Below are 25,309 nucleotides of genomic sequence, written 5' to 3'. Positions count from 1 at the left end.
GGGGCAAAACGGTGGCGAAGCGGCGCCCGCGGCTCAGGCCGCGGGCGTGGCGGTGTGCTGCAGCACCAGGGCCTCGAAGGCGTCGACCTGCAGCGGCGGGCTCAGCAGATAGCCCTGCCAGGCGCGGCAGCCGTTGCGCTCCAGGAAGGCGCGCTGCGCCTCGGTTTCCACGCCCTCGGCCGTGACCTGCAGGCCCAGGCTGGTGCCCAGCGCGACGATGGTGCGGGCGATCACGGCGTCGTTGGGGTCGGTGAGCACGTCGCGCACGAAGCTCTGGTCGATCTTCAGCTCCTGCAGCGGCAGGCGCTTGAGGTAGGCCAGCGACGAATAGCCCGTGCCGAAGTCGTCCAGCGAGAAGCCCACGCCGTAGCCGCGCAGCTGCACCATCTTGGCGATGGTGTCCTCCACGTCCTCGAGCAGCATGCCCTCGGTCAGCTCCAGCCGCAGCTGGCGCGCCTCGGCCCCCGTGCCGGCCAGCGCCGCCAGCACCTGGGGCACGAAGCCGGCCTCGTGGAACTGGCGCGGGCTCACGTTCACCGCCACCGACAGCTGGCCCAGCACCGGGTGCGCATTCCAGGTGGCCAGCCGCTCGCAGGCCGTGCGCAGCACCCACTCGCCCAGGCGCAGGATCAGGCCGCATTCCTCCGCCAGGGGGATGAACTGCGAAGGGGGAATGAAGCCCCGTTCGGGATGGCGCCAGCGCACCAGCGCCTCGGCGCCGGTGATGCGGCCGTGCACCACCTTGGGCTGGTAGAACAGCTCGAACTGCCCGGCATCCAGCCCTGCGCGCATGTCGGCCTCCAGCGCCACGCGCGCGGACACCACGGCCTGCATCTGCGGGTCGAAAAAGCGCAGGGTGTCGCGCCCGGCGGCCTTGGCCTCGTACATGGCCAGGTCGCTGCGCTTGAGCAGCTCGTCCACCGACTCGCGCAGGCCCTGGAAGACGGAGATGCCTATGCTCAGCGTGGTGTGGCGCGCCTCGCCGCCGCCGAGCTGGAACGGCTCGCGCAGCGCGGCCAGGATCTTCTGGCCCACTTCCTCCGCATGGGTCGCGGCCTCCTGCGGGTTGGCGCCCAGGTCCTTGAGCACCACCACGAACTCGTCGCCGCCGTGGCGCGCCAGGGTGTCGTCCTCGTGCACGCAGCCGCGCAAACGGTCGGCCACCTCGCACAGCAGGCGATCGCCCATGTCGTGGCCCTGTGTCTCGTTGATGTTCTTGAAGTTGTCCAGGTCCAGCATCAGCACCGCGCCGCAGCGCTGGTGCCGTGCGCTCACCGCCAGGGCCTGCTGCAGGCGGTCCAGCAGCAGGCGCCGGTTGGGCAGACCGGTGAGCGGGTCGTTGTAGGCCAGGTAGCGGATCTCCTCCTCGGCCGCCTTGCGCTGGCTCTGGTCCACCATGGTCACGATGTGGCTGCCGTCCAGCACCATGCCCGACAGTTCGATGGTGCGGTGCAGGCCGGCCTTGGAGGTGATCACGCATTCCACCGAGCGGATCACGCCGTCCGCGCCATTCTCGGCCGCCTCGTTCTCGGCCTCTTCGCAGGCGGCGTGCCAGGCCGCGCGCGCCTGCAGGCGCTGCTGCGCGTCGGGCATCACCAGGCGCCACCAGGTGTCCACATCCGGCGCCTCCTGCGCGTCATAGCCGCAGATCTGGACATGGCGCTCGTTGCGGAACACGATCACCCCGCCTTGCACCTGGTTCACCCCCACGGGCATGTGGTTGAGGATGTTGCGCAGGCGTTGCTCGCTGTGGCGCAGCGCTTCCTCCATCTGCTTGCGCTCGCTGATGTCCTGTATCACTGCGATGTGGTACTCGGGCTTGCCGGCCAGGCGCAGGGGCGAGACCATGAGGTCCACCCAGCCGATGCTGCCGTTCTTGCGCCGGCAGCGCTTTTCCAGGCGGTATTCGCTCAGTTCGCCGGCCAGCATGCGGTCCAGCATGGACAGGTCCTGCACCAGGTCCTCCGGCTCGCTGAAGTCCTGAAAGCGCATCTGCTGCAGTTCCTCCTCGGTATAGCCCAGCAGATCGCAGAGTTTCTGGTTGGCGCGCACCAGTCTGCCCGTGCGCGACTCGGTCTGGGCCATGCCCACGGCGGCCTGGGTGAAGACGGTGCGAAAGCGCTCCTCGCTCTCGCGCAGCGCCGTTCCCGCCTCTTTCACATGGTCCAGCGCCTGGGCGCGGCGCAGCACCAGCAGGCAGACCAGCGCCGTGAGCAGCGCTGTCACCAGCAGGACCGCAGAGCCCAGCAGCCAGGGCAGGCGCGCCTCCTGGGACGACAGAAAGCTAGTCGTCGGCCGAAGCTCCAGACGCCAGTTCCGGCCGCCCACATGCACATCCTGCAGGCGCACCATGTCGGCATAGGCAGGGGCTTGCGTGGCGGTGAGGAGCGGGTAGGCGGGCACCGGCGCATTGGCTCCGGCCGGACCCGAGTCGGACATGGTCAGCGACAGGCCTTCCATGTGGCCTTCGTCGCGCAGCGCCTGCACGACGTCGTGCACCCGCAGGCTCACGCCCACCGCGCCCAGAAAGCGCGGCGCTTCCAGCCGGCCTGGCACGGAGGGGGCGAACACCGGCACGCGGATGATGATGCCGGCGCGGTGCTCGCGCTCCTGGTACAGGTCGAAAGGCGCCGAGGCCACCAGGGCGCCGGTGTCCCGCGCGCGGTACATGGCCTCCAGGTTGGCCGGCTGCGAGTGGATGTCCAACCCCTGCACGCCCATGTTGCCCGCCTGGGGCCAGACAAAGTCGACGACGAAATAGTCCGGCAGCTCCTGCGCCGGGCGAATGGCGAAATCCTGGGGCAGGCGCCCGTCCATGTGGGCATCGCTGCGGGCGCGCGCCTCGAAGGCGCTGCGTTGGGGGCCGGGCACATAGCGGGTGAAGTTGATGTTCTTCACGCCGGGGTGGTTGTAGGAGAGCGCCAGCTCGCTGGCCACGCGCTCGAAGTCGGCGCGCCGCAGTTGCGGATTGACCGTGAGCAGACCGCGCATGCCCTGGAGCAGGTCCGCGTGGGACTCCATGCGCCGCTGCAGCGCCTCGGCAAACAGGCGCGCCTCCTGGTCGAAGCGCGCCTGGGCAATGGCGAGCGTAGAGGCGCGCAACTGGTCCCACAGCGCGTAGCTGGCCACGCAGCCCACCAGCGCCATCACCAGGCCCGGCAGCCAGAGCCAGGACGAAGGGCGTGGTGTGGAGGAATGGGACATGGCTGGGGGAGTGAAGGAGGAGGGCGGCGGTCTGGGGCCGCATGCGCGCCGCAAAGCATAGCGGCATTTGCCCGTGCTTCCGGCCTCGCGGCCCTTGCCGCCCCAAAAGCCGCACGGCCGCTGTCTGCACTGCAGCGTTGGGACCACAGGGGAGGAGGCGAACCGCGCCCGCATTTCCCTGGCGCCGCGCCGGTTCTTGCGCAAGGGGGCCGTACCATTCCGGGACAAGGAGTCCATTGCCCGTGCTGTTCCGTCTGTTTGAAAACCAGGTTCCGCCCTATCCGCCGGCCGAACCCATGCCGCCGCCCAAGGGTTTCTTCGCCTTCCTCTGGGCCTGCACGCAGGGCATGCGCGGCTGGATCGCGCTGCTCACCGTGACGTCGGCACTGCTGGCGCTGTACGAGGCACTGCTGTTCGCCATCATGGGCCATGTGGTGGACTGGCTGGGCACCGCTTCGCCCGAGCGTTTCTGGCAGGAGCAGCGTGCCACCATGCTGGGCATCGTGGCGGTGCTGCTGGCCAGCGGCGGCCTGCTGGCGCTGCACACCTCGGTCATGCACCAGGTGCTGGCCATCAACTTCCCGATGCGGCTGCGCTGGGTGTTCCACCGGCTGATGCTGGGCCAGAGCATGTCGTTCTACGCCGACGAGTTCGCGGGCCGCATCACCACCAAGATCATGCAGACCGCCCTGTCGGTACGCGAGGTGGTGTTCCTGGTCGTGGATGTGCTGGTGGGTGTGAGCGTCTACATGATCGGCATCCTGGTGCTGGCGGCCAGCTTCGAGTGGCGGCTGATGATTCCCTTTGCGCTGTGGCTGGCGGCCTACGTGGGGGCGTGTTTCTACTTCGTGCCGCGCCTGGGCCAGATCGGCAAGGAACAGGCCGACGCGCGCTCGATGATGACCGGCCGGGTGACCGATGCCTATACCAACATCGCCACCGTCAAGCTCTTCGCCCACACGCGCCGCGAGGCCGAATACGCCCGCAGCGCCATGGAGGCCTTCAAGGCCACGGGCTACGCGCAGATGCGGCTGGTGAGCCAGTTCGAGATCGCCAACCACCTGATGATCACGCTGCTGCTGCTGGGCAGCACGGGCACGGCGCTGTACTTGTGGTCGCAGGGCCAGGCCAGCGCCGGCGTGGTGGCGGCAGTGACTGCCATGGCGCTGCGCCTGATGGGCTATTCGCACTGGGTGATGTGGCAGATGACGGGCCTGTTCGAGAACGTGGGCACCATTCAGGACGGCATCACCACGCTGACCCGCCCGCGCACCATCGTGGATGCGCCCGATGCCCGGCCGCTGCAGGTCGCGCGCGGCGAGATCGCCTTCGAGGACGTGAGCTTCGCCTACAAGGAGGGTGGCAGGCAGGTCGTCGATGGACTGAACCTCACCATCCGCCCCGGGGAGCGCATCGGCCTCATCGGCCGCTCGGGTGCGGGCAAGTCCACGCTGGTGAACCTGCTGCTGCGCTTCCACGACGTGCAGGGCGGACGCATCGCCATCGACGGCCAGGACATCCGCGGCGTGACGCAGGACAGCCTGCGCAGCAGCATCGGCATGGTCACGCAGGACACCTCCCTGCTGCACCGCTCCATGCGCGACAACATCCTCTACGGCCGCCCCGACGCCACCGAGGAGCAGATGCGCGCAGCCGCGCGCAAGGCCGAGGCGGCGGACTTCATCGAGCAGCTCACCGACCTCAAGGGCCGCAGCGGCTACGACGCCCATGTGGGCGAGCGCGGCGTCAAGCTGTCGGGCGGACAGCGCCAGCGCGTGGCCATCACGCGCGTGATGCTCAAGGACGCCCCCATCCTGCTGCTGGACGAGGCCACGAGCGCGCTGGACTCCGAGGTCGAGGCCGCCATCCAGCAGAGCCTGGACGGCCTGATGCACGGCAAGACCGTGATCGCCATCGCCCACCGCCTCTCGACCATTGCCGCCATGGACCGCCTGATCGTCATGGATCAGGGCCATATCGTCGAACAGGGCACGCACCAGCAACTGCTGGCGCTGGGCGGCGTGTACGCACGGCTGTGGGGCCATCAGAGCGGTGGCTTCCTGGGCGAGGAGCAGGACGATGGGGAAGCGCCCGCGCCCGCACAGGAGAAAGAGCCGATGGTTTGAAGTCAAATATGGCTTGAGGGCGCACTGGCACTGCGCCTAAAGCTATTCTTTTTGAGTCGACGGTACGCCTGGGGCGGGGCCTTGCCAGGCACCCCTTGCGCCCCGTGCGCCAGTGCCCCGCCGGGCCACGGGATACCTGGACCGCCACGGTATGATTCCTGCATTGCCCGCCACAGCGAACAGACTTTTACACGCCTGACCCGTGCGTCTCAATTCGATCAAACTCGCCGGCTTCAAGTCGTTTGCCGAACCCACCAACTTCATGCTCCCGGGCCAGCTCGTGGGCGTGGTGGGTCCCAACGGCTGCGGCAAGTCCAACATCATGGACGCGGTGCGCTGGGTGCTGGGCGAATCGAAGGCCAGCGAGCTGCGCGGCGAGTCCATGCAGGACGTGATCTTCAACGGCACCACGCACCGCAAGCCCGCCAGCCGCGCCAGCGTGGAGCTGACGTTCGACAACCATGACCACCGCGCGGGCGGGCAGTGGAACCAGTTTGGCGAGATCGCCGTCAAGCGCGTGCTCACGCGCGACGGCACCAGCAGCTACTACATCAACAACCAGCCGGTGCGCCGCCGCGACGTGCAGGACGTGTTCCTGGGCACGGGCCTGGGCCCGCGCGCCTACGCCATCATCGGCCAGGGCACGATCAGCCGCATCATCGAAAGCCGTCCCGAGGAGCTGCGCCTGTTCCTCGAGGAGGCCGCAGGCGTCTCCAAGTACAAGGAGCGCCGCCGCGAGACCGAGAACCGCCTGGCCGACACGCGCGAGAACCTCACGCGCGTCGAAGACATCCTCCGCGAACTCAACGCCAACCTTGAAAAGCTGGAAAAGCAGGCCGAGGTAGCCGCGCGCTACAACGCGCTGCAGGCCGACGTGACGCTTAAGCAGCACCAGCTGTGGTTCCTCAAGCGCGCCGACGCCGAGGCCGACCAGGCCAAGGTGCGCGCCGACGGCCTGCAGGCCGTGAACGACCTCGAGTCGCGCATGGCCGACCTGCGCCATGTCGAGGCAGACCTTGAAACCATCCGCCAGGCCCACTATGCGGCCGGCGACCAGGTCAACCAGGCCCAGGGCCGCCTGTACGAGGCCACGGCCGAGGTCGGCAAGCTCGAGGCCGAGATCCGCTACGTGGTCGAGGGCCGCCAGCGCGTGGAGCAGCGCCTGCTGCAGCTGGCCGAGCAGATCGTCCAGTGGTCCGCCCGCAAGGAGGAGGCCGAGGCCGAGGTGGAGCACCTGGCCGGCGCCGGCGAGACCGCCGAGGAACAGGCCGAGCTGCTGGCCGCCCAGGTGGAGGAGCAGGCCATGCAGCTGCCCGACCTGGAGGACGCCCTGCGCCAGGGCCAGCAGCGCAGCGAGGAGCAGCGCGCCGCCGTGGTGCAGATTCAGCAGCAGATCCAGGTGCTGGCCGCCGAGCAGCGCAGCCTGGACGAGCAAAGCCGCCAGTTGGACGCCCGGTTCGAGCGCCTGCGCGCCGACCGCAATGCCCTGGCCGCCCCCGACGAGGCCCGCCTGGCCAACCTGCGCCAGCAACTGCAGGAGGCCGAGGAGGGCGCCGAGATGGCCGAGGCCCGCCTGGCGGAGCTGCAAGACAGCGTGCCGCAACTGGACGATGAACGCCGCACACGCCAGCAGGCCGTGAACCAGGAGGCCGCCCGCCAGGCCGACCTGTCGGCCCGCCTGGATGCCCTCAAGGCGCTGCAGGACAAGGTCAAGGTTGACGGCAAGCTCCAGCCCTGGCTGGCCAAGCACGGCCTGGATGGGCTGCAGGGCCTGTGGAGCCGCCTGCACATCGAACCGGGCTGGGAGAACGCGCTGGAGGCCGCGCTGCGCGAGCGCCTGGCCGCTCTGCCCGTGGGCCGGCTGGACATGGTGCGCGGCTTTCTCGGCGCCGGCGGGCAGGATGCGCCGCCCGCGCGCCTGGCCTTCTACAGCGCACCGCCCGCCGCCGCGCCCGAGCCCGCCGCGGCGCAGCCCCGGCTGTCCGACCTGCTGCGCGTGCACGACGCCGGCCTGCGCGCCGTGCTCGTGGACTGGCTGCAGGGCTGCTACACCGCGCAGTCGCTGGACGAGGCACTCAACCGCCGCGCGCAGCTGCAGCCGGGCGAGGCCATCTACGTGGCCGGCGGCCATGCGGTGGGCGTGCACAGCGTGAGCTTTTACGCCCAGGATTCCGAGCAGTCGGGCCTGCTGGCGCGCGCTCAGGAGATCGAACATCTGGAAAAGGAGCTGCGCGCCCAGGCGCTGATCGCCGAAGAGGCGCGCACGGCCCTGGTGCGGGCCGAGGCCGCCTACGCCGACGCCGCCCAGCGCCTCGTGGCCGCCCGCCGCGAGGCCAGCGAGGCCCAGGGGCGCTTTCACGAGCTGCAGGTGGAGACGCTGCGCCTGTCGCAGCTGGCCGAACAGACGCGTGCGCGCAGCGAGCAGATCGGCGCCGACCTGGCCGAGGTCGAGGCTCAGCTGTCCGAACTGCAGGAGCGCCGCGTGGCCGCCGAGGCGCGCTTCGAGGAGTTGGACATGCAGCTCGCCGACAGCCAGGAGCGCCACGCCCAACTGGGCGATCGCGTGATCGAGGCCGAGCGCCGCCTGGCCGAGTGCCGCGAGCAGCAGCGCGCGCTGGAGCGCCAGGCGCAGGAGGCCGTCTTTTCCCAGCGCAGCCTGCAGGCCCGTCGGGCCGAACTGGCACGCACCATCGACACGGCGGCCACCCAGGCGACCGCGCTGCAGGACGAACGCCAGCGCGCCCAGGACGAACAGGGCCGCCTGTCCGACGCCGCCGCCCAGGGCGGGCTGCAGCAGGCGCTGGACCTGAAGATGGAACGCGAAAGACAGCTTGCCGCGCAGCGCAGCGAGTACGACGACCTCACGGCCAAGCTGCGCGCCAGCGACGAACGCCGCCTGCAACACGAGCGTGCGCTGGACCCGCTGCGCGCGCGCATCACGGAATTCCAGCTCAAGGAACAGGCCGCGCGCCTGGGACTGGAGCAGTACAGCACGCTGCTGCAGGACGCGCAGGCCGACCTGGCGGCCGTGGAGCGCTCCATCGCCGAGGGCGGCGTGCGCATCGCCGGGCTTCAGGGCGAGATCGACCGCCTGCACCGCGAGATCACCGCCCTGGGCGCGGTGAACCTGGCGGCGCTGGATGAGCTGCAACTGGCGCGCGAGCGCAAGACCTTCCTGGACGCGCAGACGGAAGACCTCACGCTGGCCATGAACACGCTGGAGGACGCGATCCGCAAGATCGACGGCGAGACGCGCACGCTGCTGTCGGGCACCTTCGAGACCGTCAACGGGCATTTCGGCCGCATGTTCCCCGAGCTGTTCGGCGGCGGCCAGGCCAGGCTCATCATGACGGGCGACGAGATCCTCGACTCCGGCGTGCAGGTCATGGCCCAGCCGCCGGGCAAGAAGAACCAGACCATCCACCTGCTGTCGGGCGGCGAGAAGGCGCTCACGGCCATCGCGCTGGTGTTCGCCATCTTCCAGCTCAACCCCGCGCCGTTCTGCCTGCTGGACGAAGTGGACGCGCCGCTGGACGACGCCAACACCGAGCGCTACGCCAAGCTGGTGTCCAGCATGTCGCGCAGCACGCAGTTTCTTTTCATCAGCCACAACAAGATCGCCATGGAAATGGCCGAGCAACTGATCGGCGTCACCATGCAGGAGCAGGGCGTCTCGCGTATCGTGGCCGTGGACATGGAGTCCGCGCTGACCATGGCGCAGACCTGAGACGCCCCCCATTCATTCACCATGAGCAACTTCCAACTCGGTCTCATCATCGCCGGCGCCATCGTGCTGATCGTCGTCGTCGCCTACAACGCCTGGACCACCCACCGCAATGCGCCCAAGCGCGCCCGCCCGCCCGAGGCCGACCCGGCGCAGCCGACCGCGCCGCGCCAGGAGCCGGCCTTCGACGGCGCGGGCCTGCAGGGCCATCATGATGCGGCCCATGCCGACCCCAGCTTCGACGGCCATGCCGTGGACCTGCGTGACGCGCTCCAGCTGCCCGTGCCGCCGGCGGAGCGCCGGGGCGGGCTGGACCCGCTCATCGACGCCATCGCGCCCGTCGTGGCCGAGCAGCAGGTCTCGGGCGATGCGGCGCTGGCCGCCATGCCGCCCACGCGGCGCGCGGGCAGCAAGCCCTTCGCCATCGAGGGCTTCAACGAGGCCGCCCAGCAGTGGGAAACGCCCCAGCCCGGCCAGCGCTACCTGCAGTTCCAGTCCGGCGTGCAGCTGGCCAACCGCGTGGGTGCGCTCAACGAGATCGAGTTTTCCGAATTCGTGATGAAGACCCAGGGCTTTGCCGACGCGATCAACGCCACGCCGGACTTCCCCGACATGCTGCACGAGGTGGCCCGCGCGCGCGAGCTGGACCAGTTCGCCAGCGACCACGATGCCCAGCTCACCTTCGTGCTGCGCGCGCGCCAGGCCGCGTGGAGCCCCGGCTACGTGCAGCAGAACGCCGCCCGACAGGGGTTGGTGGCCGGCGCGATCCCGGGCCGCCTGGTGCTGCCGGCCAACGGGGCGGGCCTGCCGCCGATGCTGACGCTGACGTACGACTCCCAGGCCGCCATGTCGGACGACCCCGAGCAATCCGCCGTGCGCGACATCGTGCTGAGCCTGGACGTGGCCCAGGTGCACCGCGCGGAGCAGCCCTTCATGCGCCTGCGCGAGGTGGCGGCGGCGCTGGGCCAGGCCATGGACGGCGTGCTGTGCGACCAGAACGGCACGCCGCTGCCCGCCATGACCATGGACCCCATCGCGGCCGACCTGGAGCAGCTCTACGACAAGCTGGACCAGCGCGAGCTGTCGGCCGGCTCGGTGCTGGCGCGGCGCGTGTTCAGCTGAGTTCTGAGCCCCTGCGGCTTGCCGGGCTTTGGCCGGCGGGCCGCGGGACCGCTGTGGCAGGATGCCGCGCGTGAACCTGAAGACCCTTTTCTTTCCCCCGCTGCGCGAGCAGGGCGGCGCGCTCTACCGGGCCCGCCGCCAGCAGATCGAGATCGTCAAGATGGCCGTGGTGACCGCCGCGGGCATCGCCGTCATCGCCTTCGGCCAGATGTACGCCATGGGCACCCTGTATCTGGCCGTGGGCGGCTTTCTGGGCTGGCGCATGTGGCAGGAACGCCAGCGGTTCGGCCCCGGCGGCCCGCCCGTGGTGCGCGTGAGCGATGACGAGGCCCTGTTCGTGCTGCCCTCGCCGGTGATGCTGCGCGCCGAGCGCGTGCCGCTGCGCGACGTGAAGGCCGTGACCCTGCAGGGCGACTTCTGGCAGCGCCATGTCGTCTTCGAGCGCAAGCATGGCGCGCCCACGCGCGTGACGGCCTCCTACGGCCGCCATGATGCGGCGGTGGTGGACTACCTGCGCCGCAGCCTGCCCCCGCGCATTCCGGTCACGGTGCAGGCGCAGGTGACGCTCTGAGCCGCCGGCCCGCTCCGGTCTGAGGCATGATGCGGTTCGCCGCCGTGCTCCCCGCGAGCCGGCCCCCGTGAACCTACTGCATGGCCATGGCCGAGAATCTGGACCTTTTTTCCCAACCAGCGCCCAAGGGGCCTGTGCTGGTAGCTACCAAAATTGAAGCATTGCGCGCCCAACTCAACCGCTGGGCCCATGAGTACTACGTGCAGGACGCCCCCAGCGTCCCCGACGCCGAGTACGACCGCGTGTTCCAGCAGCTGCAGGCGCTGGAGGGCGCCTATCCCGACCTGGTCACGCCCGATTCGCCCACGCAACGCGTACTCGGCGCGGTGCTGGGCGGGCTCACGCCCGTGCGGCACCGCGTGGCGATGCTCAGCATCCGCACCGAGACCGATACCGAGGCCAGCGGCGCCGAGGCCTTCGACGCGCGCGTGCGCCGCGAACTCAAGCTGGCCCCGGACGGGCCCGCCGTGGAATATGTGGCCGAGCCCAAGTTCGACGGCCTGGCCATGAGCCTGCGCTACGAGGCGGGCCGCCTGGTGCAGGCCGCCACGCGCGGCGACGGCGAGGTGGGCGAGGACGTGACGCACAACATCCGCACCATTCGCCAGATACCGCTCACGCTGCCCGCGGGCGTGCCGCCCGTGCTCGAGGTGCGCGGCGAGGTGTACATGCGCCGCGCGGACTTCGACGCCCTCAACGAGCGCCAGCGCGAGAGGGGCGACAAGACCTTCGTGAACCCCCGCAACGCCGCCGCCGGCGCGGTGCGGCAGCTGGATTCGGGCATCACCGCGCAGCGGCCGCTCTCGTTCTTCGCCTACGGGCTGGGCGAGGTCACGCCGCCCGCAGAGGGCGGCCCCGACATCGCCACGCATTTCGCCTGGCTGCAGCAGCTCAAGGCATGGGGTTTTCCTGTGGCGGAGCAGGTGCAGATTGCGCAAGGCGCTCCTGAACTCATAGCATTCCACCAGCAGGTCGGGGCCACGCGCGACGCGCTGCCCTACGACATCGACGGCGTGGTCTACAAGGTCAACAGCCTGCAGTTGCAGCGCCAGCTCGGCTTCGTGACGCGGGAGCCGCGCTGGGCCGTGGCGCACAAGTACCCGGCGCAGGAGATGGCCACCCAGGCCCTGGGCATCGACGTGCAGGTGGGCCGCACGGGCAAGCTCACGCCCGTGGCGCGCCTGGCGCCGGTGTTCGTGGGCGGCGTCACGGTGACCAACGCCACGCTGCACAACCTGTTCGAGATCCGCAAGAAGGGCGTGCGCGTGGGCGACACGGTGATCGTGCGCCGCGCGGGCGACGTGATTCCCGAGGTCGTGGGCGTGGTGCCCGGCCGGCGCCCGGCCTATGTGCCCAACTTCCGCATGCCCGCGCAGTGCCCCGTGTGCGGCAGCCGCGTGGTGCGGGAAAAGGGCGAGGCCAACCACCGCTGCACGGGCGGCCTGTTTTGCGCCGCGCAGCGCAAGGAGGCCATCCTGCACTTCGCCGCCCGGCGCGCCATGGACATCGAGGGCCTGGGCGACAAGCTGGTGGACCAGCTCGTCGACGGCAACGTGATCCGCACGCTGCCCGACCTGTACCGCCTGGGGCTCAGCGCCCTGGCGGCGCTGGACCGCATGGCGGAAAAGTCGGCGCAGAACGTGCTCGACGCGCTGCACAAGTCCAAGCAGACCACGCTGGCGCGCTTTCTGTTCGGCCTGGGCGTGCGCCATGTGGGCGAGGCCACGGCCAAGGACCTGGCGCGGCATTTCGGGCAGCTCGACGCCATCATGGACGCCAGCGTGGACCAGCTGCTGCAGGTGAACGACGTGGGCCCCGTGGTGGCCGAATCCATCCACACCTTCTTTGCCCAGCCGCACAACCGCGAGGTGGTGGAGCAGCTGCGCGCCTGCGGCGTGACCTGGGAAGAGGGCGCGCCGGCCGAGCGCGCCACGCTGCCGCTGGCGGGCAAGACCATCGTGCTGACCGGCACGCTGCCCACGCTGGGACGCGAGGAGGCCAAGGAGCTGCTGGAGGCCGCGGGCGCCAAGGTGGCGGGCTCGGTCAGCAAGAAGACCCACTATGTGGTGGCCGGCAGCGAGGCCGGCAGCAAGCTGGACAAGGCACAGGCGCTGGGCATTCCCGTGCTGGACGAGGACGGCCTGCGCGCGCTGCTGCAGGGCACGCTGGCGCAGGAAGGGGGCGCCTGATGGCGCTGACCCGCCGCGCGCCGCGGCTTGGACTGGCGCTGGGCAGCGGCTCGGCCCGCGGCTGGGCGCATATCGGCGTGCTGCAGGCGCTGCGCGAGGAGGGCGTGCGGCTGGACGTGGTCTGCGGCTCCTCCATCGGCGCGCTGGTAGGCGCGGCCTACGCGGCGGGCGAGCTGGAGCGCTTTGCCGACTGGGTGCAGGGCCTGGGCATGCGCGACGTGTTCGGCTTCATGGACTTCAACCTGGCGGGCGGCATGCTCAAGGGCGAGAAGCTCATCGCCTTCTGGCGCCGCAACTTCGCGGACTTCGACATCGAATCCTCGCCGCTGCCCTTCGGCGCCGTGGCCACCGACCTGCATTCGGGCGCCGAGGTCTGGCTGCGCCACGGCTCCATCGCCGACGCGGTGCGCGCCTCCATCGCGCTGCCGGGCCTGTTCACGCCCGTGGCGCACGAGGACGGGCGCCTGCTGGTCGATGGCGGCCTGGTCAACCCCGTGCCCACGTCGCTGGCGCGGGCCATGGGGGCGGACATCGTCATCGGCGTGGACCTGAACGCCGACATCCTGCACCGCCACATGCACCCCCTGGCCGTGGTGCAGGAGCCGGCGCCAGACGCACCCGAGGGCGCGGCCACGCCCCCCGAGCCGCAGCCCGCGCGCAACGGCGACTGGATGAGCCGCCTGAAGTTCTGGAACAACGGCGGGGCCGAGGCGCCGCTGCCGCCCAAGCCTTCGGTGCTGGACGTGGTGATGACCAGCGTGACCATCATGCAGATGCGCATCACGCGCAGCCGCATGGCCGGCGACCCGCCCGAGGTGGTGATCGCGCCGCACCTGGCCCACATGGGCCTGCTGGACTTCCACCGCGCCAAGGACGCCATCGCCGAGGGTCGCCGCGCCGCCCACGCCAGCCTGCCACAGCTGCGGCAGTTCATGGCCTGAAGCATTCGGAAAACCTGTAACCCGTTGATTTCAAATGATTGGCGGTATAAAGCAGGCCAGCCAGGACCGTGCCCCGGCGCCGCCCCGTGGGGGAGGCGCACGGGTGCGCTGGGTGGTTGCTATTGAATTCATAGCTGTTTACGCTTGATACATAAGCGCTGCAGGCCTTTTTTACCAAAATCATTCATGACCTTTTCCGCCTCCCTGCGTGAACGCTGGGCCATGGTGCGGCCCGCGCTGGCGCGCCTGGCCCGCCGCCCCGAGCGCTGGCTGTCGGCGCATGGCTTGGTGTGGCTGCTGGCCGCGCTGGCCCTGGCCGGGCTGCTGTACGTGCTGGCGCTGATCCCGTTCACGCCGGCCATCAGCGACATCCGCAAGGCCAAGAGCGACCAGCCCGCGCAGCTGGTCTCCAGCGACGGGCGGCTGCTGGCCGAATACCGCTGGGTGAACCGCGAATGGGTGCCGCTGGAGACCATCGCCAAGCCGGTGGTCGATGCCCTGATCGCCACCGAGGACCACCGCTTCTACGAGCACTGGGGCATGGACTGGCGGCGCACGCTGTCGGCCGTGGTGCGCACGGCCAGCGGCAACAAGCAGGGCGGCTCCACCATCACCCAGCAGCTGGCGCGCAACCTCTACCCCGAGGACATCGGCCGCGCGCCCACGCTCACGCGCAAGCTCAAGGAGGCCATCACGGCGCTGAAGATCGAGGCGCTGTACTCCAAGGACGAGATCCTGGAGACCTACCTGAACACCGTGCCCTTCCTCTACAACGCCTACGGCATCGAGATGGCGGCGCGCACCTATTTCGACAAGTCGGCCGACAAGCTCACCGTGCTGGAGAGCGCCACGCTGATCGGCATGCTCAAGGGCACGGCCTACTACAACCCCGTGCTCAACCCCGAACGCGCGCAGGCGCGGCGCAACACGGTGCTGGCGCAGATGAAAAAGCGCGGCAAGCTGTCGGCGGCCGAGTACGACAGGCTGGTCAAGCGCCCGCTGCGCATCCGCTTCGAGCGCCAGAGCGAGGTGGCGGGCCTGGCGCCGCACCTGGCGCAGCAGCTGCGCCGCCAGCTCATCGACTGGGCCGACCGCAACGGCTACAGCCTGTACTCCGACGGTCTGGTGATCCACACCACCATCGACGCCCGGCTGCAGGAGATCGCCACCCAGGCCGTGGAACGCCAGGGCCGCACGCTGCAGGGCGTGGCCGATTCGGCCTGGGCCGCGCGCGGCGCCTGGAGTGCCAAGAGCCCGCTGGTGCAGCAGCTGGTGCGCGAATCGCCCCGGTACGACAAGGCCGTGGCGGCCGGCGCGGAGCCGGGCGAGGCGCTGCAGGAACTGCTGGGCGATGGCAGCTTCCTGCGCAACCTGCGCCAGTCCAAGACGCGCGTGCAGGCCGGCTTCATGGCGCTGGACCCGCGCAGCGGCGCGGTGCTGGCCTGGGTGGGCAGCCGTGACTTCGTGCAGGACCCGTTCGACCATGTGCAGGCGGCCAAGCGCCAGCCGGGCTCCACCTTCAAGCCCTTCGTGTATGGCGCGGCGTTCGCCCAGGGCATGCTGCCCACCGACACGCTGCTGGACACGGCCGTGGAAATCCCCCTGGGCGGCAAGCGGGTCTGGCGGCCCACGGACGGCAACGCCCCGCCCAGCGAGGAGGCCATGCTGCTGCGCGACGGCCTGGCGTATTCCAAGAACACCATCACCGCCCAGCTCATGCAGCAGGTGGGCCCCGAGCGCGTGGCGCAGCTGGCGCGCGCCATGGGGGTGCGCGAATCCAGGCTGGAGGCCGTGCCGGCGCTGGCGCTGGGCACCAGCGCGGTCACGCTCAAGGAGATGGTGGCCGCCTACGGCACCATCGCCAACGGCGGGCGCTACATGGCGCCCACGGTGATCACGCGCATTGAGGACAAGAACGGCAAGCTGCTGGAGCAGTTCACACCCGCATCCGCCGAGCGCGCGCTGAGCATGACCGCCGCCCAGGATCTGCGCGACGCCATGCGCGGCGTGATCGACAAGGGCACGGGCGCGGCCATCCGCGGCCGCTACGGCATCACGGCCGACGTGGCCGGCAAGACCGGCACCACGCAGGACAACGCCGACGGCTGGTTCATCCTCATGCACCCGCAGCTCGTGGCGGGCGCGTGGGCCGGCTTCAACGACGGGCGCATCACGCTGCGCAGCGACTACTGGGGGCAGGGCGCCCACAGCGCCCTGCCCATGGTGGGCGATGTGTTCCGCCAGGCCCTGCGCGCCAAGATCATCGACGCGCGCGAGCGCTTCATCGACGAGGAAGACAGCTCCTGGACCGGCCGCACGGTCCAGGCCGTGGGGGCGCTGCGCAACTGGGTCTACGACCTGTTCGGCCGTCCTACGGGCGAGTTGTCCGGCCCCGCCAGCGTGCCGGTGCCCTCCGCCGATCCACCCGTTCCCGCGCCCAGCGCTGTGCCGCAGGAGGAGCGCCCCGAAATCATCGACGCACCGCTCGTGCCCCTTCAGGAGGCCTCGCCCCGTGCGCCGGCTCCGGCCGAGCCGCCGGTGTGGGTGACCGAGCCGGCGGAGCCAGCGCCGCCGACATGGCGCGCGCCGGGCGACGGCGGTCCCGCGGTCGTCTCGGAGCCGGTCGTGCGGGGTGTGGTGGTGCCGGGACCGGGTGGTCTGGCCTATCCGGGCGATGCCCGCTGAGCAGGGATCGCACGAAATCTTTGTGGCTAGAATCTTTGGGCTTTTGGCCGCCAGCCGCGTATTTCGGGGCTGGCCCCGTCACCACCACCGGAGACCCGTTACATGACCAGTTACCAGCACATCAAGGTGCCTGCCGAGGGCCAGAAAATCACCGTCAATGCCGACATGTCGCTGAACGTGCCGGACCAGCCCATCATTCCCTTCATCGAGGGCGACGGCACGGGCATGGACATCACGCCCGTGATGCTCAAGGTGGTGGATGCCGCAGTCGCCAAGGCCTATGCGGGCCGCCGCAAAATCCACTGGATGGAGGTGTATGCGGGCGAGAAGTCCACCAAGGTCTATGGCCCCGACGTGTGGCTGCCCGAGGAAACCTTGCACGCCGTGCGTGACTATGTCGTGTCCATCAAGGGCCCGCTGACTACGCCCGTGGGCGGCGGCATCCGCTCGCTGAACGTGGCGCTGCGCCAGGAGCTGGACCTGTACGTCTGCCTGCGCCCGATCCAGTACTTCAAGGGTGTGCCCTCGCCGGTCAAGGCGCCGGAGAAGACCAACATGGTGATCTTCCGCGAGAACTCGGAAGACATCTACGCGGGCATCGAGTTCGAGGCGCAGTCCGACAAGGCCAAGAAGCTCATCAAGTTCCTGCAGGATGAATTCGGCGTCAAGAAGATCCGCTTTCCGGACACCTCGGGCATCGGCGTCAAGCCCGTGTCCAAGGAGGGCACGCAGCGCCTGGTACGCAAGGCCATCCAGTACGCGATCGACAACGACAAGCCCAGCGTGACCCTGGTGCACAAGGGCAACATCATGAAGTTCACGGAAGGCGGCTTCCGTGACTGGGGCTACGAGCTGGCGGCCCAGGAGTTCGGCGCCGAACTCATCGACGGCGGCCCGTGGATGCGGCTGAAGAACCCGCGCACCGGCAAGGAGATCACCGTCAAGGACAGCATCGCCGATGCCTTCCTGCAGCAGATCCTGCTGCGCCCGGCCGAGTACAGCGTGATCGCCACGCTGAACCTGAACGGCGACTACATCTCCGATGCGCTGGCGGCCCAGGTGGGCGGCATCGGCATCGCCCCTGGCGCCAACCTGTCGGACTCGGTGGCGATGTTCGAGGCCACGCACGGAACGGCGCCCAAGTACGCGGGCAAGGACTATGTGAACCCCGGCTCCGAGATCCTCTCGGCCGAGATGATGCTGCGCCACATGGGCTGGACCGAGGCGGCGGACCTCATCATCAGGTCCATGGAAAAGTCCATCCAGAGCAAGAAGGTGACCTACGACTTCGCCCGCCTCATGGACGGCGCGACCCAGGTGAGCTGCTCGGGCTTTGGGCAGGTGATGATCAACAACATGTGACCGCCGGATCGCGGTTGCGACAAAAAGGGCCCACCGTTTGCCGGTGGGCCTTTTCACATCTGCTCGATATGGTGCGGCAGCAGCAACGTAGCCATGGCCCGTAGCATGCCACGCCGCTCAGACGCTCTCAGGTGCTTTCGCGCAAGACCAGTTCGTAGTCCAACTCGATGCACTGCGGCTGCGCCAGCGTGCCGCGCATCAGGCCGAGCAGCATGGTGGCACCGGCGCGGCCGACCTCGCTGCGCGGCGTGCGGATGGTGGTCAGCGGCGGCACCATCTGCGCGCTGCCGGCCAGGTCGTTGAAGCCGGCGATGGCGATGCGCTGCGGCACGGCGATCTGCAGCCGGTTGGCCGCCAGCAGCCCGCCCTGGGCGATGTCGTCGTTGCAAAAGAAGATGGCGTCGATGTCGGGCATGCGCCGCACCATGTCCTCGAACAGGCGCGCACCCAGCGCGATGGAGGAGCGCTCGGGGCTCAGCAGCTCCAGCCGCGGGTCGTACAGGCCCGCTTCGCGCAGGGCGCGGCGGTAGCCCTCGGCACGCTGCAACACACGCGGGTCGAGCTGCGCGGCGCAGAACGCGATGCGCCGGCGCCCGCGCTGCAGCAGGTGCCGGGTGATGGCGGCGCCGGCCTCCAGCTGCGAAAAGCCGACACAGGCCACGCCGGGGGCGGTGCTGGTTTCCATGAGATGCACGCAGGGCACGCCGCTGCGCACGATGAGTTGGCGCGCGGCCTCGCTGCGGTCGAAGCCCGTCACCAGCAGACCCGCAGGCCGGTGGGGCAGGTAGGTGCGCAGCAGCAGTTCCTCCTCGGCGCTGTCGTAGTGGGTCACGCCGATGAGCGGCTGAAACCCCTCGGGAAACAGGGTACGGTGCACCGCCTCCAGCAGATCGACGAACAGCGCGTTGGACAGCAGCGGCACCAGCACCAGCACCTGGGTGCTGCGCTGCGAGGCGAGGGCGCGCGCCGCGGGGTCCGGCACATAGCCCAGGTGGTCCGCGGCTTCGCGCACGCGCTGGGCCAGCACCGGGTCCACGCTGCGCTCGCCGCGCAGGGCGCGCGACACGGTGATGGGGCTCACGCCGGCGGCGCTGGCCACGTCGTTCAGGGTGATGCGGCCGCTGGAGCGGCGCGGGCGGCGAATGGCGGACAAGGGTTATTCCTGAGGTTTGGGGCCGGATTGTCTCTTAAGATAGCGCTATCCTTCATCGGGTTTTCGCGGACTTGCGGCTGCTTAGGGCAAGCCGAAGATCCAGAAACCGTTGAAAAGACCTGCATTCCCTCAGAGGTAGGTCAATCGCTGATGGCCACTGCCCACGGGCGTGGCCATTTTTTGAACACCGACAGATAGCGCTATCTTGACTTATCAACCTGATGCCATCGTGGTGATGGGTGTGTCCGGCTGCGGCAAGTCCAGTGTGGGAGAAGCCTGCGCCCAGGCACTGGGCTGGACGCTGCACGAGGGCGATGCCCACCACGCCCCCGAGAGCATCGCCAAGATGCGGGCCGGCGTGCCCCTGACCGATGCCGACCGCGCCGGCTGGCTGGACCGGCTGGCCGTGCTGCTGCAGCCTCAGCCGGGCGCGCCCGGCGTGGTGCTCACCTGCTCGGCCCTGCGCCGCAAGTACCGCGACCGCCTGCGCGCCGGCAACCCGCGCGTGGGCTTCGTGTTCCTGGCCCTGGACTATGAGCAGGCGCTGCAGCGCGTGCAGTCGCGCGCAGGCCATTTCTTCTCGCCGGCGCTGGTGGCCGACCAGTTCGCCACGCTGGAGTCGCCCCAGGGCGAGCCCGGCGTGCTGACGCTGGACGCCATGCGCCCCGTGAACGAGCTGGCGCAGGCCGTCGTGCAGTGGCTGCGCGACCATGCCGTAGCCGACGCCGGGCCATCCATTCCTTCCTCGACCGGAGACGGTGCATGAGCGCTTCTTCTTCCTCTTCTTCCCCGGCTCGGCCGCGCAAGCCGATCGTGCAGCGATGGGCCGAACATTTCATGGTGCTGGCATTGGCCGGCATGGTGGTGGCGGTGTTCGTCAACGTGGTGCTGCGCTATGTGTTTGCCACCAGCATCGTGTCGTACGAAGAAGTCTCCCGCCTGCTGTTCGTCTGGCTGGTGGCGGTGGGCACCATCGTCGCGGCCTTCGAGGGCAAGCACCTGGGCTTCGACATGCTGACCTCGCGCCTGCGGGGCAGGGCGCGCAAGCTGCTGTTCTGGCTCAGCCAGGCCCTGGTGGCCGCGTGCATGCTGTTGCTGCTCAAGGGCTCCTGGGAACAGGTGGTCGCGGGCATGGAAAGCTACAGCACCGTGCTGGGCTATCCGCTGGCGCTTGGCGCCGCTGCCACCCTGGTATTGGCCGTGGGCCTGCTGGTGGGGCTGGTGGTGGACCTGCGACGCGGTGCATTGCGGCCGCATGGCAGCGACGCGGACACCGCGGTGGAGTGAGCGAGGCAGCCGGCCATGATCGTTACCGCCATCTTTCTTTTGGTGCTCATCGGCGGCATGGTGATCGGCATGCCGATCGCCCATGCCCTGGTGCTCACAGGTGTCGCCCTGATGTGGCACCTGGACTTCTTCGACTCGCAGCTGCTGGCGCAGAACCTGCAGGCGGGTTTCGACAACTTCCCGCTCCTGGCCGTGCCGTTCTTCATTCTGGCGGGCGAGCTGATGAACGCGGGCGGCCTGTCGCGCCGCATCATTGACCTGGCGCGCGCCTTCGTGGGGCATATCCGCGGCGGGCTGGGCTTCGTGGTCATCGGTGCGGCGGTGCTGCTGGCCTCCATGAGCGGCTCGGCCATTGCCGACACGGCGGCGCTTGCCACCATCTTGCTGCCGATGATGCGCGAGCAGAAATACCCCATGGGCTACAGCGCGGGCCTGCTGGCCTCGGGCGGCATCATCGCCCCCATCATTCCGCCGTCGATGCCGTTCGTGATCTACGGCGTGACGACCAACACCTCGATCAGCAAGCTGTTCCTGGCGGGCGTGGCGCCCGGGCTGATGATGGGGGCCTTCCTCATCGGCGCCTGGTGCTGGATCGCCCGGCGCCACGATCTGCCGGCCATGGAGCGCGTGGCCTGGGGGCCGCGCCTGAAGGCGCTGGCCCAGAGCTTCTGGGCCATGATGATGCCGGTCATCATCCTGGGCGGCCTGCGCGGCGGCATCTTCACGCCGACCGAAGCCGCCGTGGTGGCGGCCGTCTATGCGCTGCTGGTCTCCATGTTCGTGTACCGCGAGCTGAGCTGGACCCAGCTGTACGACGTGTTCCTGGCCGCGGGCAAGACCACGGCCGTGGTGATGTTCCTGTGCGGCGCAGCCACCGTGACGGCCTACATGATCACGCTGGCCGACCTGCCCAACATGCTGGCCGACAGCTTCGCGGGCGTGATGGGCAACCCCATCCTGTTCATGGCGCTGATGATGACGTTCCTGCTCGTGGTGGGCACCGCCATGGACCTGACGCCCACCATCCTGATCTTCGGCCCCGTGTGCGCACCCCTGGCCGTCAAGGCCGGCATCGACCCCGTGTACTTCGGCTTCATGTTCATTTTCGTGGGCTGCATCGGCCTGATCACCCCGCCCGTGGGCACGGTGCAGAACGTGGTGGCCGGCGTGGGCCGCCTGCGCATGGAGACCGTGATCCGGGGCACGACGCCGTTCCTCGCGGTCTATGTGCTTCTGCTGGTGCTCTTCACGCTGTTCCCCGCCCTCATCACCGCACCGCTGCGCTGGATGCACTAGGCAGCCGCTCTTTTCAACCCAACCACCCATTCCTCAAGGAGATTCAGCATGCGTATCCGTTTCGCTCTTGCCGGCCTCGCGGCCGTCCTCATGGCCACCGGCACCGCCCAGGCGCAGGACTTCAAGCCGCGCATCGTGCGCTTCGGCTACGGCCTGGTGGACAACTCCAACCAGGGGCGCGCCGCGCGCCTGTTCGCGCAGGAAGTGGAGAAAGCCAGCGGCGGCAAGATGAAGGTGCGCGCCATCGGCAACGCGTCCCTGGGCTCCGACACGCAGATGCAGCAGGCGCTGATCGGCGGCGCGCAGGAGATGATGGTGGGCTCCACCGCCACCCTGGTGGGCCTGGTGCCCGAGATGGCGGTCTGGGACACGCCCTTCCTGTTCAACAACGCGAAAGAGGCCGACACGGTGCTCGACGGCCCCGTGGGCGACAAGATCAAGGCCAAGCTGGATGCCAAGGGCATGGTGGGCCTGGTCTACTGGGAGAACGGCTTTCGCAACCTCACCAACAGCAAGCGCCCCGTGGCCAAGCTGGAAGACCTGAACGACATCAAGCTGCGCGTGATGCAGAACAACGTATTCCTCGACAGCTTCAAGGCTCTGGGCGCCAACGCCGTGCCGCTGCCGTTCTCCGAGCTGTTCACCGCGCTGGAGACCCGCGCCGTCGACGGCCAGGAAAATCCCTACAACACCATCGTGTCGAGCAAGTTCTACGAGGTGCAGAAGTACCTGACCGTGACGAACCATGTGTACAGCCCGTGGATCGTGACGGTGAGCAAGAAGTGGTGGGATGGGCTCTCGGCCGCCGAGAAGAAGGTGCTGCAGGACGCCGCCATCAAGAGCCGCGATTTCGAGCGCAAGGACACCCGCGAGGAAGCCGCCAAGGCCCTGGCCGACCTCAAGGGCAAGGGCATGCAGGTCAACGAACTGTCGGCCCAGGAAGCCAACCGCATGCGCGAGAAACTTGCCAGCGTGAACGCCGGCATTGCCAAGTCCGTGGGCCAGCAGACCTGGGACGAGGTGAACGCCGCCGTGCAGCAGGCGCGCGGCGCCAAGTAAGCGGGCAGGGCGGGCGACACCGGCTGGCGCCTGCCCATGTCCCCGGCCCCTCGGGGTCGCCCCTGGGCGCGTACGATCCGGGGGACATCACCACAGCCAGTCGCCTACCCCACGCCCAGCATGCCACTGCACGACACCGTCCACTCCGTCACCGAGCGCATCCGCCAGCGCAGTGCCGCCACGCGCGGAGCCTATCTGCGGCAACTTGAATTCCATGCGCGCCGCGACCGCGGCGCCGACCGCCTGGGCTGCGCCAACGTGGCCCATGCCTTCGCCGGCATGCCCGGCAACGACAAGCTGCGCGTGGTGGCCGAGAAGGCGCCGAACATCGGCATCGTCACGGCTTACAACGACATGCTGTCGGCCCATGCGCCGCTGCAGCACTACCCCGACCTCATCAAGGACGAGGCCCGCCGGCTGGGCGCCACGGCGCAGGTGGCGGGCGGCGTGCCGGCCATGTGCGACGGCGTGACCCAGGGCACGCCGGGCATGGAGCTGAGCCTGTTCAGCCGCGACGTGATCGCCATGGCCACGGCCGTGGCGCTGAGCCACGACGTGTTCGACGCCGCGCTCATGCTCGGCGTGTGCGACAAGATCGTGCCCGGCCTGCTCATCGGGGCCCTGCAGTTCGGCCACCTGCCCACGGTATTCGTGCCGGCGGGGCCGATGGCTTCGGGCCTGTCCAACAACGCCAAGGCCCAGGTGCGCGAGCAGGCCGCGCAGGGCCTGGTGGGCCGCGCCGAGCTGCTGCAGGCCGAGATGGCCGCCTACCACGCGCCGGGTACCTGCACGTTCTACGGCACGGCCAATAGCAACCAGATGCTGCTGGAGGCCATGGGCCTGCATGTGCCGGGCACGGCCTTCGTGAACCCTGGCCAGGCGCTGCGCCAGGAGCTCACGCGCGAGGCCGCGCGCACCGTGCTGGGCAACCAAGGCGTGCCATGTGCGCCCATCGGCCGCGTGGTGGACGAGCGGGCCATCGTCAACGCCATGGTGGCACTGCTGGCCACCGGCGGCTCCACCAACCACCTGATCCACTGGGTGGCCGTGGCGCGTGCGGCCGGCATCGTGATCGACTGGGACGATTTCTCGGCCCTGTCCGCCGTGGTGCCGCTGCTGGCGCGGGTGTATCCCAACGGCAGCGCGGACGTGAACCAGTTCCAGGCGGCCGGGGGGCCCGGCTACGTGATCCGCGAGCTGCTCGACGCCGGCCTGATGCACGAGGACGCGTGCACCGTGCGCCCGGGCGGCATCCGCGAGTTCACGCGCCACCCCGAGGGCGATGCCGACCATCGCCTGCATTGGACGGCCATCGGCGCATCGCGCGATGACAGCGTGCTGCGCCCTGCGGCGGATCCCTTCAGCGCCACGGGCGGGCTCAGGCTGCTGTCGGGCAACCTGGGGCGCAGCGTGATCAAGGTGTCGGCCGTTCCGCAGGACCGCCATGTGATCGAGGCGCCCGCGCGCGTGTTCGCCTCACAGGGCGAGCTGCAGCAGGCCTTCCAGGCCGGCGAGTTGGACCGCGACGTGGTGTGCGTGGTGCGCTGGCAAGGGCCACAGGCCAATGGCATGCCCGAGCTGCACAAGCTAACGCCCCCGTTGGCCGTGCTGCAGGGCAAGGGCCACAAGGTGGCGCTGGTCACCGACGGGCGCATGAGCGGCGCATCGGGCAAGGTGCCCGCCGCCATCCACGCATCGCCCGAGGCCTGTGCCGGCGGCCCGCTGGCGCGCGTGCGCGACGGCGACGTCATCCGCCTTGACGCGGTGGCCGGCACGCTGGACGTGCTGGTCGATGCGGCCGAATGGCAGGCCCGCCAGCCGGCCGCAATGCCGCCGGTGCTGGGCGAGGACAACGCCCACGGCTGGGGCCGTGAACTGTTTGCCGGATTCCGGCGCAACGCGCTCAGCGCGGAAGAAGGAGGCTGCGCATGGCTGTGAACACCACCGCATGGACCGCGCTCGACGTGATGCGCGACGCGCCGGTGATTCCCGTGATCGTGCTGCATGACGTGCGCCACGCCGTGCCCCTGGCGCGGGCGCTGGTGGCCGGCGGCATCCGCATGCTGGAGGTCACGCTGCGCACGCCGCAGGCACTGGACTGCATCCGGGCCATCGCCGCGGAAGTGCCCGAGGCCGTGGTGGGTGCCGGCACGGTGCGCAGCTGCGCCGACGCCGAGGCCGCCGCCCGCTCGGGTGCGCGCTTCGCCGTGAGCCCGGGCTTCACGCCCACTCTGGGCCGCGCCTGCAGGGGTGCGGGCCTGCCGCTGCTGCCCGGCGTGGCCACGGGCAGCGAGATCCTGCTGGCCCAGGAGGAGGGCTTTTCCGCGCTCAAGTTCTTTCCGGCGCTGCAGGCCGGCGGCGTGGCCATGCTGAAGGCCTGGCAGGGGCCGTTCGGCGACGTGGTGTTCTGCCCCACGGGCGGTATCCAGCCGGGCAATGCGGGGGAGTTCCTGGCCCTTCAGAACGTGGCCTGCGTCGGCGGTTCCTGGCTGGTGCCGGGCGATGCGCTGGAGCAGGGCGACTGGCAGCGCATCACGCGGCTGGCGCGGGAAGCGGCCGCGCTGGGGCGGCCGTCCATTTAAGCAAAATA

The 25,309-nt window shown here is 69.6% G+C and carries 16 protein-coding genes; 14 read left to right on the top strand and 2 right to left on the bottom strand.

The annotated features are described in order from the left end of the window. Positions 1-33: 33 nt before the first annotated feature. Complete coding sequence (locus tag BP68_RS01830; RefSeq protein ID WP_496368493.1) at positions 34-3,204, bottom strand: bifunctional diguanylate cyclase/phosphodiesterase; 3,171 nt, start codon at positions 3,202-3,204, stop codon at positions 34-36. A 245-nt stretch (positions 3,205-3,449) separates the two neighbouring features. On the opposite strand from BP68_RS01830, the gene BP68_RS01825 reads away from it, so the two are divergent. The 8 genes from BP68_RS01825 (at position 3,450) to icd (ending at position 17,924) form a co-directional block, all read left to right on the top strand. Next, on the top strand, positions 3,450-5,330 hold the full coding sequence (locus BP68_RS01825) for an ABC transporter ATP-binding protein (RefSeq protein ID WP_496369052.1): 1,881 nt from the start codon (positions 3,450-3,452) through the stop codon (positions 5,328-5,330). Positions 5,331-5,532: 202 nt separating this feature from the next. After that, on the top strand, positions 5,533-9,057 hold the full coding sequence (gene smc / locus BP68_RS01820) for a chromosome segregation protein SMC (protein ID WP_496368491.1): 3,525 nt from the start codon (positions 5,533-5,535) through the stop codon (positions 9,055-9,057). Between the two features lie 21 nt (positions 9,058-9,078). Then, positions 9,079-10,176 (top strand): cell division protein FtsZ, encoded by a 1,098-nt coding sequence (locus BP68_RS01815; protein ID WP_496368490.1) that lies wholly within the window; start codon positions 9,079-9,081, stop codon positions 10,174-10,176. Positions 10,177-10,246: 70 nt separating this feature from the next. Then, entirely contained in the window at positions 10,247-10,747 is a 501-nt protein-coding gene (locus BP68_RS01810) for a hypothetical protein (RefSeq protein WP_496368488.1), read from the top strand. Between the two features lie 86 nt (positions 10,748-10,833). Then, complete coding sequence (ligA, locus tag BP68_RS01805) at positions 10,834-12,936, top strand: NAD-dependent DNA ligase LigA (protein ID WP_496368486.1); 2,103 nt, start codon at positions 10,834-10,836, stop codon at positions 12,934-12,936. Beyond that, the gene (locus BP68_RS01800; protein ID WP_496368484.1) at positions 12,936-13,877 is read left to right on the top strand and encodes a patatin-like phospholipase family protein; all 942 of its coding nucleotides are present in this window, start codon (positions 12,936-12,938) and stop codon (positions 13,875-13,877) included. Before ligA ends, BP68_RS01800 begins: the two co-directional genes overlap by 1 nt. A gap of 186 nt (positions 13,878-14,063) precedes the next feature. Next, the gene (locus tag BP68_RS01795; RefSeq protein ID WP_496368482.1) at positions 14,064-16,562 is read left to right on the top strand and encodes a penicillin-binding protein 1A; all 2,499 of its coding nucleotides are present in this window, start codon (positions 14,064-14,066) and stop codon (positions 16,560-16,562) included. Between the two features lie 102 nt (positions 16,563-16,664). Next, complete coding sequence (gene icd, locus BP68_RS01790; RefSeq protein WP_496368480.1) at positions 16,665-17,924, top strand: NADP-dependent isocitrate dehydrogenase; 1,260 nt, start codon at positions 16,665-16,667, stop codon at positions 17,922-17,924. A 127-nt stretch (positions 17,925-18,051) separates the two neighbouring features. Here the strand turns inward: icd and gntR are convergent, their stop codons facing one another. After that, positions 18,052-19,077 (bottom strand): HTH-type transcriptional regulator GntR, encoded by a 1,026-nt coding sequence (gntR, locus tag BP68_RS01785; RefSeq protein WP_496368478.1) that lies wholly within the window; start codon positions 19,075-19,077, stop codon positions 18,052-18,054. A 235-nt stretch (positions 19,078-19,312) separates the two neighbouring features. Here gntR and BP68_RS01780 point away from each other — a divergent pair, with 235 nt between their 5' ends. The 6 genes from BP68_RS01780 (at position 19,313) to BP68_RS01755 (ending at position 25,301) form a co-directional block, all read left to right on the top strand. Then, positions 19,313-19,843: a gluconokinase gene (locus tag BP68_RS01780; protein ID WP_496369050.1), complete on the top strand. Its 531-nt coding sequence runs from the start codon at positions 19,313-19,315 to the stop codon at positions 19,841-19,843. Further along, positions 19,840-20,364 carry a TRAP transporter small permease gene (locus BP68_RS01775; protein ID WP_496368476.1) on the top strand — a complete coding sequence of 175 codons (525 nt, stop codon included), beginning with the start codon at positions 19,840-19,842 and terminating at the stop codon, positions 20,362-20,364. Before BP68_RS01780 ends, BP68_RS01775 begins: the two co-directional genes overlap by 4 nt. A gap of 15 nt (positions 20,365-20,379) precedes the next feature. After that, a complete protein-coding gene (locus BP68_RS01770; protein ID WP_496368474.1) occupies positions 20,380-21,660 on the top strand; it encodes a TRAP transporter large permease in 1,281 nt (426 codons plus the stop codon). A gap of 48 nt (positions 21,661-21,708) precedes the next feature. Beyond that, positions 21,709-22,719: a TRAP transporter substrate-binding protein gene (locus BP68_RS01765; RefSeq protein WP_496368472.1), complete on the top strand. Its 1,011-nt coding sequence runs from the start codon at positions 21,709-21,711 to the stop codon at positions 22,717-22,719. 120 nt (positions 22,720-22,839) lie between these two features. Further along, positions 22,840-24,657, top strand: a complete 1,818-nt coding sequence (gene edd, locus BP68_RS01760) for a phosphogluconate dehydratase (RefSeq protein ID WP_496368470.1) — start codon at positions 22,840-22,842, stop codon at positions 24,655-24,657. Next, positions 24,648-25,301 carry a bifunctional 4-hydroxy-2-oxoglutarate aldolase/2-dehydro-3-deoxy-phosphogluconate aldolase gene (locus BP68_RS01755; RefSeq protein ID WP_496368468.1) on the top strand — a complete coding sequence of 218 codons (654 nt, stop codon included), beginning with the start codon at positions 24,648-24,650 and terminating at the stop codon, positions 25,299-25,301. The genes edd and BP68_RS01755 overlap by 10 nt, the downstream gene beginning before the upstream one ends. The last annotated feature ends 8 nt before the right edge of the window (positions 25,302-25,309 follow it).

The organism is Diaphorobacter oryzae DSM 22780 (genome assembly GCF_059568935.1).
Note: the sequence above shows the minus strand (reverse complement) of the source record. Positions and strands in the feature narration are given on the sequence as shown.

What these genes read in the sequence shown, in the direction of transcription:
- BP68_RS01830 (WP_496368493.1), bottom strand. Translation starts at nt 3,204, where the DNA reads ATGTCCCATTCCTCCACACCACGCCCTTCGTCCTGGCTCTGGCTGCCG.
- BP68_RS01800 (WP_496368484.1), top strand. Translation starts at nt 12,936, where the DNA reads ATGGCGCTGACCCGCCGCGCGCCGCGGCTTGGACTGGCGCTGGGCAGC.
- icd (WP_496368480.1), top strand. Translation starts at nt 16,665, where the DNA reads ATGACCAGTTACCAGCACATCAAGGTGCCTGCCGAGGGCCAGAAAATC.
- BP68_RS01815 (WP_496368490.1), top strand. Translation starts at nt 9,079, where the DNA reads ATGAGCAACTTCCAACTCGGTCTCATCATCGCCGGCGCCATCGTGCTG.
- BP68_RS01795 (WP_496368482.1), top strand. Translation starts at nt 14,064, where the DNA reads ATGACCTTTTCCGCCTCCCTGCGTGAACGCTGGGCCATGGTGCGGCCC.
- edd (WP_496368470.1), top strand. Translation starts at nt 22,840, where the DNA reads ATGCCACTGCACGACACCGTCCACTCCGTCACCGAGCGCATCCGCCAG.
- BP68_RS01770 (WP_496368474.1), top strand. Translation starts at nt 20,380, where the DNA reads ATGATCGTTACCGCCATCTTTCTTTTGGTGCTCATCGGCGGCATGGTG.
- BP68_RS01775 (WP_496368476.1), top strand. Translation starts at nt 19,840, where the DNA reads ATGAGCGCTTCTTCTTCCTCTTCTTCCCCGGCTCGGCCGCGCAAGCCG.
- BP68_RS01780 (WP_496369050.1), top strand. Translation starts at nt 19,313, where the DNA reads ATGGGTGTGTCCGGCTGCGGCAAGTCCAGTGTGGGAGAAGCCTGCGCC.
- BP68_RS01765 (WP_496368472.1), top strand. Translation starts at nt 21,709, where the DNA reads ATGCGTATCCGTTTCGCTCTTGCCGGCCTCGCGGCCGTCCTCATGGCC.
- BP68_RS01755 (WP_496368468.1), top strand. Translation starts at nt 24,648, where the DNA reads ATGGCTGTGAACACCACCGCATGGACCGCGCTCGACGTGATGCGCGAC.
- ligA (WP_496368486.1), top strand. Translation starts at nt 10,834, where the DNA reads ATGGCCGAGAATCTGGACCTTTTTTCCCAACCAGCGCCCAAGGGGCCT.